Here is a 12,574-nt window from a genome sequence, read left to right on the forward strand (position 1 = left end):
CTCCGGACATCCAGGGGGCAAAGATCACAGGGGAAGGCGCTCTCCGCTGTCTCAGCTTCTCCGCTTGGCGCGGCACGGGCCGCGAACGCTTAGCAGTATCAGGGGGTACAGCATGGCCGCACGGCCACTCGTGGCGCGGCAGCCCAACGAACGGTTGCAAGCGCTCATTCAGGAAGCCGCCTGTTCCAACGCCGGTCTGGCACGGCGCGTCAATATGTGCGGTGCCGAGCACGGCCTCGACCTGCGGTACGACAAAACGTCGGTAGCCCGCTGGCTGCGCGGCCAGCAGCCGCGTGGGCGGGCGCCCGCGATCATCGCCGAGGCGCTCGGCCGCAAGCTGGGCCGCACCGTCACCATCGACGAGATCGGCATGGCCAACGGCAAGAACCTCGCCTCCGGCGTCGGGCTCCAGTTCTCCCCGACCGTGCTCGGCGCGATCGAGCAGGTCTGCGAGCTGTGGCGCAGCGACGTCGGCCGCCGGGACTTCCTCAGCGGTACGTCCGTGGCGTCCTCCGCGCTCGTCGAGCCCAGCCGTGACTGGCTGATCACGGGAGCGGACGCGCAGGTCGCGCGGAACGCGGGCGCCCGCGTCGGCGCGTCCGACGTGGACGCCGTGAAGGCCACGACGGACGCCTTGGTGGAGCTCGACCACCGCTACGGCAGCGGGCACGTGCGGCCCGTGGTGGTCCATTACCTCAATAGTGTCGTCTCCGGGCTGCTCGCCGGCTCCTACCGGGAATCCGTCGGCCGCGAACTCTTCGCGGCCGTCGCCCGTTTGACGGAGCTCGCGGGTTACATGGCCGTCGACACGGGGCAGCCCGGGCTCGCCCAGCGCTATTACATCCAGGCGCTGCGGCTCGCCCAGGCGGCGGGCGACCGGGGCTACGGGGGGTACGTCCTCGCCGCGAGCATGAGCCACCTCGCGGCGTCGCTCGGCAACCCACGGGAGATCGCGCAGCTCGCGAAGGCCGCGCAGGAAGGGGCGCGGGGGCAGGTCACGCCGCGCGCCGAGGCGATGTTCTGCGCGGCGGAGGCACGGGGGCACGCGCTGCTCGGTGACGCCCGGTCCTTCCAGATCGTCGCGGGCCGGGCCCTCACCAAGCTCGAACAGGCCGGGAGCACGGCGGAGTCCGGTGACGACCCCACGTGGATCCGTCACTTCGACCACGCCTATCTCGCGGACGAGCTGGCGCACTGCCACCGCGACCTGGGCCAGCCGGAGCAGGCGCGCCGCCACGCGGAGGACGCCATCGCGGGCCACCCCGAAGGCCGCGTCCGCCGCCGCGCGATCGGTCTGCTGCTGCTGGCCACGGCGCAGGTGCAGCAGCGTGACGTGGACGAGGCGTGCTCGACGGGGACGCGGGCGCTGGAGTTGCTGGGGACGTTGAGGTCGAACCGGGGGGCGGAGTATCTGGACGACTTCCAGCAGAGGCTGGCGCCTTATCGGGAGGAGCCGGTGGTGCGGGAGTTCGGGGCGAGGTTGGAGGTGCAGGCGGCGTAGGGGGCAGCTGCTGCCCCTGCGGGCCGTCCGTGGGCGGGGCTGTGGGTCACCGTCGGCCGTCCATGGCTGTGGGTCACCGCCGGCTGCCCGTGGGCCGTGGCTGTGGGTCACCGCGGGGCGTCCGTGGGCCGGGGCCGGGTCGCTCCGGGGTGGTGGCAAGGCTGCTTCGCTTTACGCCTTGCCACCACCCCTGCGCGCCCCGCCCCCTCCGGTCACGAACGCGGCGCCCCGCGGCGTGGCCCCCGGGCAGCCGCCGACGGCGGGTACGCGGGCGGGGGCGCCGAGCTTGACGGTTCGGAGCGCCGGGCGGGCGGGGTGGGAGAGGTCCGCCGAAGGCGGCAACGGCGGGGCGGTCGCCGACGGCGAGCACGCCCTCGGGGCGCCGAGCTGACGGTTCGGGGCGCCGGGCGGGCGGGGTGGGGGAGCCTCCGCCGAAGGCGGCGACGGCGGGGCGGCCGGGTACGGCGGGGGCGGGGCAGGCTCCGCGCCGACGACGTGTCAGTCGCCGACGGCGAGCACGCCCTCGGGGCGCCGAGCTTGGCGGTTCGGGGCATCGGGCGGGCGGGGTGGGGGAGTCCCCGCCGAAGGCGGCAACGGTGCGGCGGCCGGGCACGGTGAGGCCACCGTGGCAACGGTGGTGAGGTCACCGCGGCAACGGTGCGGCGGCCGGGCGCGGCGAGGTCAGCGCGGCAACGGCGCGGCGGCCGGGCGCGGCCGGCACGGGCCGTGCGGCGCCGACGGGCGGGCCCCCGTAGCCTCTTACCGTGCCCGCACCCCACCCGCACCGCGTAGCCGTCCTCGTGCTCGAGGGTGCGAAGCCGCTCGATGTCGGCATTCCCGCGCAGGTCTTCACGACCCGCGCGAGCATGCCGTACGAAGTCCGGGTGTGCGGAGCGACACCCGGCCTCGTGACCGGCGGCGACGGCCTCGCGTACTACGTCGCCCACGGTCTCGACACACTCGCGTGGGCCGACATCGTCTTCGTCCCCGGCTACCGCTTCCCGGACCGCGAGGACCCGCCGCGGGCCGTCGTCGAGGCGCTGATCGCCGCCCACGACCGGGGCGCGCGGCTCGCCGCCATCTCGACGGGCGCCTTCGCGCTCGCCGCCACGGGCCTGCTCGACGGCAGGCGCGCCACGACGCACTGGCACTACACGCGGGCACTCGTGGCCAGGCACCCGCTCGTCCGGGTCGACGAGAACGTGCTGTTCGTCGACGAGGGCAGCGTGCTCACCTCGGCCGGCGCCGCCTCCGGCATCGACCTGTGCCTGCACATCCTGCGCGGCGATCTCGGCGTGGCCGCGTCCAACCATGCGGCCCGGCGTCTGGTCGCCGCCCCCTACCGCAGCGGCGGCCAGGCCCAGTACGTGCCGCGCAGCGTCCCCGAGCCGCTCGGCGAGCGGTTCGCCGCCACCCGCGAGTGGGCGCTGCACCGGCTCGGCGAGCCCCTCACCCTCGACATACTGGCGCGGCACGCCGGGGTCTCGCCGCGCACGGTCTCCCGGCGCTTCGTCGAGGAGACCGGCTGTACGCCGATGCAGTGGGTGATGCGCGCCCGCATCGACCTGGCCCGCGAACTGCTGGAGCGCTCGCAGCGCAGCGTCGAACAGATCGCCGCCGACGTCGGGCTCGGCACCGGAGCCAACCTGCGCCTCCACTTCCAGCGCATCCTCGGCACCACTCCGAGCGAGTACCGGCGCACTTTCACCCAGGGCGAGTGACCCGCCCGGCTCCGCATGGCGGGATCCTTTCGAACCATGGCTGTCCCGCCACTGTCAGCGGCGCGGGCCGGGGGGTGAGCCTGGGGGGCGAAGGGAAGGGATCTCACTCATGACTCGCATCGCCATCAACGGGTTCGGCCGTATCGGACGCAATGTGCTGCGCGCACTGCTGGAGCGCGACAGCGCCCTCGAGATCGTCGCCGTCAACGACCTGACGGAGCCCGCCACTCTCGCCCGGCTGCTCGCCTACGACAGCACGGCCGGGCGGCTCGGGCGCCCGGTGACCGTCGACGGGGACGCCCTCGTCGTCGACGGCCGTCGGATCACGGTGCTGGCCGAGCGCGAACCCGCACAGCTGCCGTGGGCCGAACTCGGCGTCGACATCGTCCTGGAGGCCACCGGCCGCTTCACCTCGGCCAAGGCCGCCCGCGCCCACCTCGACGCGGGCGCGAAGAAGGTACTCGTCAGCGCGCCGGCGGACGGCGCGGACGTCACGCTCGCGTTCGGGGTCAACACCGACGCCTACGACCCGGCCGTGCACACGATCGTCTCGAACGCCTCCTGCACCACCAACGCGCTCGCGCCGCTGGCCCAGGTGCTCGACGAACTCGCGGGCATCGAACACGGATTCATGACGACGGTGCACGCCTACACGCAGGAGCAGAACCTGCAGGACGGTCCGCACCGCGACGCCCGTCGCGCCCGGGCCGCCGGCGTCAACATCGTGCCGACCACGACCGGCGCCGCCAAGGCGATCGGCCTGGTGCTGCCGAACCTCGACGGCAAGCTGTCGGGCGACTCGATCCGCGTCCCCGTGCCGGTGGGCTCGATCGTCGAACTCAACACCACCGTCGCCCGCGACGTGACGCGCGACGATGTGCTGGCCGCGTACCGCGCCGCGGCGGAGGGGCCGCTCGCCGGCGTCCTCGAATACTCCGAGGACGCGCTCGTGTCGTCCGACATCGTCGGCAACCCGGCATCGTCGATCTTCGACTCGGCCCTCACGCGTGTCGACGGCCGCCACGTCAAGGTCGTCGCCTGGTACGACAACGAGTGGGGCTTCTCGAACCGTGTGATCGACACGCTCGAGCTCCTCGCCGCCCGCTGACCGGCACTTCCTTAGCGCGCTCTGGTCGATCGGTCGGGCCGACCAGAGCGCGCCCGGTCTCCGGAGGGCGGGGGAACGCCACGGCCGGATAGGGGTACGGGACCCGGCGGGGAACCCGGTACGGAACTGGTACGGAACCAGGACAGGAGCGCATGGCTCGGCGCCGAAGCGACCCGGTAGCGTGAGCCGACGCTTCTTCCGTAAGTCCCGTACAGCATAGGAGTCCCGGTGACGCAGAGCGGACAGGGAAACATCCCGCAGCCCCCTGCGGTCCCGGCGCCCGGCCCCGGCCAGTCGTGGGGCGGGCCGTGGGGTCCCGACGCGCAGCGCGCGCCCCTGCCGCCCGAGACGCCGCGTCCGGGGGACTCCGGTGACACCTTCGACGCCACGCAGTACTTGCCGCCCATCGGCGCCGGCCCGGTCCCGGGCGCGCCGCGGCCGCAGACCCCGTACGCGCGGGGTGCGGCGCCGGACGCGGGTGCCGCCACGCAGTACCTCCCGCCGGTGCCCGCGGTACCGCCCGCCCCGGCCGTGCCGCCCGCCCCGGCCGTCCCAGCCGCGCCGTACGCCCAGGACGACCCCGCCACGCAGTACCTGCCGCCCGTGAGCGCGGGGCCGGACGACGGGGGCGGTGCGGAGGGCCCGCAGTACCTGCCGGCGCCGGGCGAGAGCTCCGTGCCGGACGGGGGCGCGGCGACCCAGTACTTGCCGCCCGTACCCGGCGGAAACGGTTCGGCACCGGATGCCGGTGCCGCCACTCAGTACTTGCCGCCGGTCGGTGACGGTCCGGCCCCCGGGTCGGCGGGTGCCGCCACGCAGTATCTGCCGCCGGTGGGCGGCGGAAACGCTCCGTCGGCGGACGCCGGTGCGGCTACCCAGTACTTGCCGCCTGTACCCGGCGGAAACGGTCCGTCAGCGGACGCGGGTGCCGCCACCCAGTACCTTCCGCCGGTCGGCAACGGCAACGGCAACGGCAGCGTCCCCGTGCCGGACGCCGGTGCGGCGACCCAGTACTTGCCGCCCGTGCCCGGCGGGAACGCTCCGGCACCGGACGCCGGTGCGGCCACGCAGTACTTGCCGCCGGTCGGCGACGGCCCGGCCCCCGGGTCGGCGGGTGCCGCCACCCAGTACCTTCCGCCCGTCGGCAACGGCAGCGGCAACGCCCCCGCCCCCGGCGCGCCGACCCCGTTCCCGCCGCCGGCGGGCGGCCCCCGTACCCCGCCCCCCATATCCCCGATGTCCCCGGTCGGCGCCCTCGCCACCTCCGGGGAGCGGCCGCCGCCGGCCGAGTTCGACGGGCTGTTCCGGGCCTCCGCCGAGGCGGCGGCCCCCCGTACGCAGCAGCTGCCGCCCGTCCGCGAGCCGGTCCGGGAGCCCCGCCGGGCGCCCGCGCCGCCGCCTCCGCCCCCCGGCCACCACGGCGGCGGCCGGTCCGACGGGCCGGCGCCGCGCCGCAAGCTGCCCACCGCCGCGATCGTCGGCATGGTCGTGGCGGGCTGCGCCGTCTGCGGGCTCGCCGCCGGTGCCCTGCTCAGCGGTGGCGACGGCAAGGAGGACAAGGGCGGCAAGCAGAACGCCGCCGTGGAGTCCGCCACCCCCGCCGCGCCGGACGACGCGGAGAAGGACGGCAAGCGGAAGAAGCCCGAGCCGAGCGCGTCGGCCGCCGACCCGGCCGCCGCCCAGGCCAAGGCGCTGGACGCGCTGCTCAAGGACAGCAACAACAGCCGGGACGCCGTCATCAAGGCCGTCGACTCGATCAAGAGCTGCAAGGACCTCGGCAAGTCCGCCGCCGACCTCCGGGACGCGGCGAAGCAGCGCGACGGCCTGGTCACCCGGCTCCAGCAGACGCCCATCGACAAGCTGCCCGACAGCACCGAGCTGGCCGCGCAGCTGACGAAGGCGTGGCAGTCGTCGTCCTCGGCCGACACCTCGTACGCGAAGTGGGCCGACCAGGCGGGCGACAAGCGTGGCTGTGTGAAGGGCCACGCCCGCCCCACGGGTGACAGCGCCGCGGGCGACCGGGCGAGCGGTGACGCGACGGCCGCGAAGAAGAAGGCGGCCGACCTCTGGAACCCGACCGCGAAGAAGTACAAGCTGTCGCAGCACAAGTGGACCCAGTTGTGAGTCCCGGCCCGGTTACGGTCGGTGATCCCCAAGGGGGGTCATGACCCCCGCCGGGCGGGAACGTACGATCGATTGCTGTGCAGGGTTCAGAGAAGTCTTCCCGTCGCGGCCGCCGCTCGACCACCATGGACGGTATGCCGCTCAATGACATGCCGTGGTGGCGCTGGCGTACGAACGTACGCTCCGCGCTGCACATGCTCTCGGACCCGGTCTTCCAGCAGGAGTGCTGGCTGGCGGGCCGTGAGGGCTTCGGGGACGTGACCGACGCCGTGTACCGGCTGGTCGAGGACACCTGGCTGGACAACTGGTCGGCCGAGAAGTACATCGGCACGATCTTCCGGGACTCCGGCGAGGCCGCGCTGGTCGACGTCGCCGTGCTCCGGGTCCTGCGGATCATGCACCAGGTCGGGGCCGACGCCCCGGTCTCGGCGTATCTGGAGCACCACGGCTGGCCGGAGGCGGTGCGTGCCGCCCGCGAGGCACACGTTCGGCTGGCGGCGGGCGACGGCGACGACCCGGACGTCCCCCCGCGCTCGCTGGGGATACTGGCCGGGCTGACGGCCGTGCGCTGAGGCGGCCGGGGCCGTGCGGTCCCGAGGGGTCCCGCGGGTGTGCGACGCTATTGGGCTATGAACGCCTCGCAGCCCCCCGCCGCCGAACAGTACGTCCTCACCCTCTCCTGCCCGGACAAGCAGGGCATCGTGCACGCGGTGTCCAGCTACCTCTTCATGACCGGGTGCAACATCGAGGACAGCCAGCAGTTCGGCGATCACGACACCGGGCTCTTCTTCATGCGCGTGCACTTCGGCGCCGAGGCGCCGGTCACGCTGGAGAAGCTGCGGGCCAGCTTCGCGGCGATCGGCGACTCCTTCCAGATGGACTGGCAGATCCACCGCGCCGACGAGAAGATGCGCGTCATCCTGATGGTGTCCAAGTTCGGGCACTGCCTCAACGACCTCCTCTTCCGCTCCCGGATCGGCGCGCTGCCGGTCGAGATCGCGGCGGTCGTCTCCAACCACACCGACTTCGCCGAGCTCGTCGGCTCGTACGGGGTGCCCTTCCACCACATCCCGGTGACGAAGGAGACCAAGGCGGAGGCGGAGGCGAAGCTCCTGGAGCTCGTCCAGGCCGAGGACGTCGAGCTGGTCGTCCTCGCCCGCTATATGCAGGTGCTCTCCGACGACCTGTGCAAGGTGCTGTCCGGGCGGATCATCAACATCCACCACTCCTTCCTCCCGAGCTTCAAGGGCGCGCGCCCGTACCACCAGGCGCACGCCCGCGGTGTGAAGCTGATCGGTGCCACCGCGCACTATGTGACCGCCGACCTCGACGAGGGCCCGATCATCGAGCAGGAGGTCGAGCGCGTCGGCCACGAGGTCACGCCCGACCAGCTCGTCGCCGTGGGCCGCGACGTGGAGTGCCAGGCGCTCGCCCGCGCCGTGAAGTGGCACAGCGAGCACCGGGTGCTCCTCAACGGCCGCCGGACGGTCGTCTTCGCCTGACGGGCCTGACGGGCCTGACGGGCCTGACGGGTCCGCGGGGCTCGGGGACGTGCGGGGCGTGCGGGGCGTAGGGGCCGGGGCCCTTACGCCCGCGCCTCAGAGCCTCGACAGGGACGCCGTCGCGTAGAGCGCGTCGCGGATCGCCTGACGGTCGCCCGTCTGACCGGCGGCCGCCTCCTCCGGCGGTATGTGCCCGGCCGCCAGCCGGCAGAACTCGACGGCGTCGAGCGCGACGTGGGCAACCGTTTCCGCCGCCGAGGTGGTGGCCCCGGGGGAGTCCAGCGGGATGTACCAGTGGCCGCCGCCGCTGCCCTCTACCTCCAGATGGAGCGTGCGGCCCGGGGCGCCCGCCGGGACCAGGGCGTGCGGCGGCGGGGCGAGACCGGCCCGGCGGCGGCCCGCGATCGCGGCCGGCAGCAGCCGGGCCCCGAGGTCGACCATCCGGTGCAGATGGCCCGCGGACGGCGAGGCGTACGGATAGTCGATGGCGTCGGCGATGTCCACGGCGTGAACCCAGCACTCGAAGGCGCGATCGACGAAGGAATCGGCGAGCGGCAGGCTGACCGGGCCGTACGGAACGGGCCGGTCGGCCGCCTCGGCGCCGGCGAAGGACGCGGTCCTCGTCAGCGCGTGGCTCTGCTCGCGCCAGCCGCCGCGCACCGCGCCCGGTGCCTGCCCGGCGGGATCGCCGGCGGCCGTGGTCCAGAACGCCTCGGTGCGCTCGGTGGGCGTGGCGCCCTCCGCCACGAGCGGACCCAGCGGGTCCGGCAGGCCGAGGACGGCGGCGACCAGGCCGTCCACCGCGAGGAGATGGCCGATCACGGCGGCCGCGGTGGTGTCCCGCGCGACGGGCCGCTCGCCGTCGAACCATTTCAGCCGCACCGGCGCCCGCCACTCCGCTTCGCCGATGTCATGGAGCAGGGCGTCGAGCCGGGCGGTCTCGGCGTCGTACGGCGCGACCCAGTCGGGCACCGGGACCCGGGCCGGGCGGCGGCCCAGACAGGCGGAGAGCACCCGGGAGCGCAGCCTCGGGTCGAGATCCAGATTGTCCTCCGGGTGCAGCAGGGCTACCGCGTCCCGCAGCCGGACGGCCTCGTCGGCGCAGGTGGCGCAGTCGGTGAGGTGCTCCTCGACGGCGGCCGTCTCCTCGGCGGAGCAGGCGGCCAGCGCCCAGGCGCCGAGCAGGGACTTCAGCACCTTGTGGGTCGGGGCGGGCAGGGTCGGGGCGGGCGGGGCCGGGGCCGGCGGATCCGGGTGTTCCGCGCGCGGCGGGGCCGTGGGGCCGTCCGGGCCGTCCGGCGATTCCTGGGCCCGGGTGGCTTCCGGGCCGGCCGGGCCGCTCATCGCACACCTCCATGGGCGGGCGGCGAGACCACCCGGGGCGCGTGGTGCGCGGTGGACAGGAGCTGCAGACCGAGGCGGAGCCGGCGGCGGGCCTCGTCCTCGGTGACACCGAGGTCCGCGGCGGCCTGCCGGTAGTCCAGGCGGCGTAAGTAGGCGAGGTCCAGGGCCGCGCGCAGTGGCGCGGGCATGGACGTGACGATGTAGTCGGCGCGGGCGGCGGCGGACGCCTCGCGCACCCGCTCCTCGATCTCCTCGGGGGTGCTCTCGCCGTCGCTCTGCGACTGCCGCAGCCGCTCGACCGCCTGACGGTGGGTGAGGGTGGCGATCCAGGAGCGCAGGGAGCCCTGCCTCGGGTCGAAGGCGCCGGGGTTCTCCCAGACGTAGCCGAACACCTCGCGCGTGACGCGGTCGGCGGCCGTCTCGTCGCTCAGCACGCGGTGGGCGAGGGTGTGCACCAGGGAGGCGAAGCGGTCGTAGAGCTCGCCGAGTGCCGCGGCCTCACCGTGTGCGAGCCGCTGTTGCATCTTGCGGTCCCAGCGCGGTGGTGCCTCGGTCGCCATGGATGGTGCCCCCTCCTGCGTACTCGCTGCGCGTACTTCGTCCTGCGTACCACTTCTGGCGCCGGGGCGGCACGTCCTGTCGCGGAACGTGCTTGTGCCCAGCGTCACATACTCCCCGAATGTAGTCGCAGGGTCCGACAGCGCAGACATCTTTACGGCAAAGCCGACCCCACGACCGGCTGCGGATGGTATTGCCGCCGTCACTTACCGCACCACTGAGCGATCGTTATAGATCGTACGTGCGCGAATGTGCCGATGTGTTATGCGTGTGTGACCGTATCCAGGAGGATTCGGGGTTGGAGCTGGGCATAGGCTCGATGAGGGCCGGCTGACGCCGCGGCGTTTCACGGCAGAGCGGTCGGGCAGCCGCAACCCCAGGAAGGGTCCGTTCCGGGGAACGAGAACCGAGCGAAGGGGCTTCGAGCGCGTGACGTTGAAGGTGAAGGACGCCGCACACGGGGACTGGGCAGTCCTCCGTGTCTCCGGCGAGATGGACCTGGTGACGTCGCCGGTCGTCCGGCAACGCGTGCACGACGCGGTCGCCGAAGGCCGCCGCAGTCTGGTGCTCGACCTGGCCGAGGTGCAGTTCTGCGACTCCAGCGGGGTGGGGGTGCTCATCGCCGCCCGCCGGCTGATGCGCTCCTGTCAGGGGCGGCTGAGGCTGATCCTGCCCGCACAGGGCGCGGTGGACGGCTCGCACGTCAACAGGGTGCTCGGGGCGCTCGGGGTGCGCCGGCTCTTCGAGATCTACCCCGACCTGGACACGGCCACCCACGAGTCGCACGAGGGCACCAAGCCGCTGTCCGCCTGACCGCCGGGCCCCGATCCCTCCCCGTCCCCTCCCTGTCCCCCTCCCGCGTCACCCCGCGAGGGGAAACCCGGCCCGTACGACGAAACCGCCGTCCCGCGTCCCGTGCGCCTCCAGCGTCCCGCCCAGGCTCTGGGCCCGCTCGCGCAGCCCCACCAGGCCGTGGCCGCCGCCCGGCAGCCCGGGAACGGGCGTCGCCGCGTCCGCCGGCCCGTTGCGGATCTCCACCAGCAAGGTGCCGGCGCCTCCCCCGCCCTCCGCCCCGTCCTTCTCCGCCCCGTCCCCCTCCGGCCCGTCCCCCTCCGCCACCGTGACCCGCACCCACGCGCCCGGCGCGTGCTTGCGCGCGTTGGTCAGCGCCTCCTGCACCGTGCGGAACGCCGCCCGCTCCACGGCCTCCGGGCGCTCCACCGCCGGGTCGTAGCTGTTCTCGTACGTCACGTCGAGCGCGCTCACCTCGATCATCTTCGGCAGGTCCGCCAGCCGCGGCTGGGGCGAGAGCTCCTCGGTGTCGGCACCGGCCTTGCGCAGGATGCCGACCATGTGGCGCAGCTCCTCCAGGGTGCGCACCGACAGCTCCCGGATCTTCCGGGCACCCTCGCGCGCCCGCTCGTCCGGCGTGGCGATCTGGAGGGCGCCGGCCTGGAGGCTGATCAGGCTCACCTGATGGGCGACGACGTCGTGCATCTCGCGTGCGAGCCGGGCCCGCTCGGTGGCCAGCACCTGCTCGGAGAGCAGCCGGTCCTCACGGGCGCGGCTGCGGGTCAGCTCGTCGAGCCGGGCGGCCAGTTCACGGCGGGTGCGGGTCAGCAGGCCGACGGCGACGGGCGTGGCGGCCGTGACACAGGCGTCGACCAGCTGGAGCGCGACCTCCCGGCGGTCCGAGAGGGACAGGTCGGAGAGCGGGTACGGCACGAAGTGCGCGGCCGCGAGCAGCAGGGCAAGACCGATCAGCAGCCGCCGGTCGGTGCGCCGGGTGGCCACGGTGTAGAGGGCGATCATCGGCGCGAACCAGATGTAGCCGATGTAGATGCCGGGCAGCGTCACCAGGAAGACGGCGACGGGGAACCGCCTGCGCAGCAGCAGGGCCGCCGCGGCGAGCAGCGACACCCCCAGGTCCACCCCGATGCCCGGCCCGTTGACCAGCAGCGCGTCGACGACCGCGAGCAGGACGGGCACCAGCAGCGGCAGCGCGGCGGTCATGGGGTGCGCTCCCCGGGCGCGTCCGTGACCAGCCCGGCCCGGTCGGCGATGATCGCGGCCTGGACCCGGTTCAGACCGCCCAGCTTGCCGAGGACGGCCCGCACATGGTCCTTGACGGTGCTGGGCGCGAGCCCCATCCGCTCGGCGATCTGCGGATTGGCCAGCCCCGCGCCGAGGTGGGTGAGCACCTCGCGCTCGCGCGGGGTCAGCCCGGCCACCGCCGCGGCCGCCGTGGACTCGGCCTCGGCGGCGAGATAGCCCCCGATGACGGCCCGCGTCACCCCCGGGTCCAGGACGCTGCCGCCGACCGCGAGGGTCCGTACGGCCTGGACGAGCTGCTCCGGATCGGTGTCCTTCAGCAGGAAGCCGGTGGCGCCGGAGCGCAGCGCCGCGGCCAGGTACTCATTGGCGTCGAAGGTCGTCAGCATGGCCACGGCCGGCGGGTGCGGGAGCTCCCGCAGCGCGCGCAGCACGGTCAGGCCGTCGACGTCCGGCATCCGGATGTCCAGCAGCACCACGTCCGGCGCGCCGTCCCGCACGGTGGCCACGGCCTCGCCCCCGCCGCAGTCCGCGACGACCTCGATGTCCGGGGCCGTGCCCAGGATCATCCGCAGCCCGGACCGGACGAGCTGCTCGTCGTCCACCACCGCAACACGGATCACCGACCGCTCCCTACTTCCTGTACCGCCGGGGCCGCCTCTAC

11 protein-coding genes are annotated in these 12,574 nt (G+C 74.0%); 7 read left to right on the forward strand and 4 right to left on the reverse strand.

Annotation, left to right across the window (positions count from 1 at the left end; genetic code table 11):
- Window positions 1-112: 112 nt before the first annotated feature.
- The 6 genes from LUZ64_RS14040 (at window position 113) to purU (ending at window position 7,956) form a co-directional block, all read left to right on the forward strand.
- Window positions 113-1,501, forward strand: coding sequence for an NsdA family TPR-like regulatory protein (locus LUZ64_RS14040; RefSeq protein ID WP_095581628.1), 1,389 nt, complete (start codon window positions 113-115; stop codon window positions 1,499-1,501).
- Window positions 1,502-2,265: 764 nt separating this feature from the next.
- Window positions 2,266-3,222, forward strand: a complete 957-nt coding sequence (locus LUZ64_RS14045) for a GlxA family transcriptional regulator (RefSeq protein ID WP_095581248.1) — start codon at window positions 2,266-2,268, stop codon at window positions 3,220-3,222.
- 109 nt (window positions 3,223-3,331) lie between these two features.
- The gene (gene gap, locus LUZ64_RS14050; RefSeq protein WP_095581247.1) at window positions 3,332-4,330 is read left to right on the forward strand and encodes a type I glyceraldehyde-3-phosphate dehydrogenase; all 999 of its coding nucleotides are present in this window, start codon (window positions 3,332-3,334) and stop codon (window positions 4,328-4,330) included.
- A gap of 228 nt (window positions 4,331-4,558) precedes the next feature.
- Window positions 4,559-6,454, forward strand: coding sequence for a hypothetical protein (locus tag LUZ64_RS14055; RefSeq protein ID WP_232390045.1), 1,896 nt, complete (start codon window positions 4,559-4,561; stop codon window positions 6,452-6,454).
- A 125-nt stretch (window positions 6,455-6,579) separates the two neighbouring features.
- Window positions 6,580-7,026 (forward strand): SCO4402 family protein, encoded by a 447-nt coding sequence (locus tag LUZ64_RS14060; RefSeq protein WP_232390089.1) that lies wholly within the window; start codon window positions 6,580-6,582, stop codon window positions 7,024-7,026.
- Between the two features lie 57 nt (window positions 7,027-7,083).
- The gene (purU, locus tag LUZ64_RS14065) at window positions 7,084-7,956 is read left to right on the forward strand and encodes a formyltetrahydrofolate deformylase (protein ID WP_095581622.1); all 873 of its coding nucleotides are present in this window, start codon (window positions 7,084-7,086) and stop codon (window positions 7,954-7,956) included.
- A 96-nt stretch (window positions 7,957-8,052) separates the two neighbouring features.
- Here purU and LUZ64_RS14070 read toward each other — a convergent pair whose 3' ends face one another.
- Together LUZ64_RS14070 and LUZ64_RS14075 are read right to left on the reverse strand one after the other, a co-directional pair.
- Window positions 8,053-9,300 (reverse strand): maleylpyruvate isomerase N-terminal domain-containing protein, encoded by a 1,248-nt coding sequence (locus LUZ64_RS14070; RefSeq protein WP_232390046.1) that lies wholly within the window; start codon window positions 9,298-9,300, stop codon window positions 8,053-8,055.
- On the reverse strand, window positions 9,297-9,860 hold the full coding sequence (locus LUZ64_RS14075; protein WP_095583827.1) for a sigma-70 family RNA polymerase sigma factor: 564 nt from the start codon (window positions 9,858-9,860) through the stop codon (window positions 9,297-9,299). The genes LUZ64_RS14070 and LUZ64_RS14075 overlap by 4 nt, the downstream gene beginning before the upstream one ends.
- A gap of 427 nt (window positions 9,861-10,287) precedes the next feature.
- Between LUZ64_RS14075 and LUZ64_RS14080 the strand changes: the two genes are divergently transcribed.
- The gene (locus tag LUZ64_RS14080) at window positions 10,288-10,671 is read left to right on the forward strand and encodes an STAS domain-containing protein (RefSeq protein ID WP_095583826.1); all 384 of its coding nucleotides are present in this window, start codon (window positions 10,288-10,290) and stop codon (window positions 10,669-10,671) included.
- 48 nt (window positions 10,672-10,719) lie between these two features.
- Here LUZ64_RS14080 and LUZ64_RS14085 read toward each other — a convergent pair whose 3' ends face one another.
- Both LUZ64_RS14085 and LUZ64_RS14090 read right to left on the reverse strand, forming a co-directional pair.
- The gene (locus tag LUZ64_RS14085; RefSeq protein ID WP_232390047.1) at window positions 10,720-11,871 is read right to left on the reverse strand and encodes a sensor histidine kinase; all 1,152 of its coding nucleotides are present in this window, start codon (window positions 11,869-11,871) and stop codon (window positions 10,720-10,722) included.
- Window positions 11,868-12,533, reverse strand: coding sequence for a response regulator (locus LUZ64_RS14090; RefSeq protein ID WP_095582393.1), 666 nt, complete (start codon window positions 12,531-12,533; stop codon window positions 11,868-11,870). Before LUZ64_RS14090 ends, LUZ64_RS14085 begins: the two co-directional genes overlap by 4 nt.
- Window positions 12,534-12,574 lie beyond the last annotated feature (41 nt).

This window comes from Streptomyces albireticuli, from assembly GCF_021228125.1.
Classification (GTDB): domain Bacteria; phylum Actinomycetota; class Actinomycetes; order Streptomycetales; family Streptomycetaceae; genus Streptomyces; species Streptomyces albireticuli.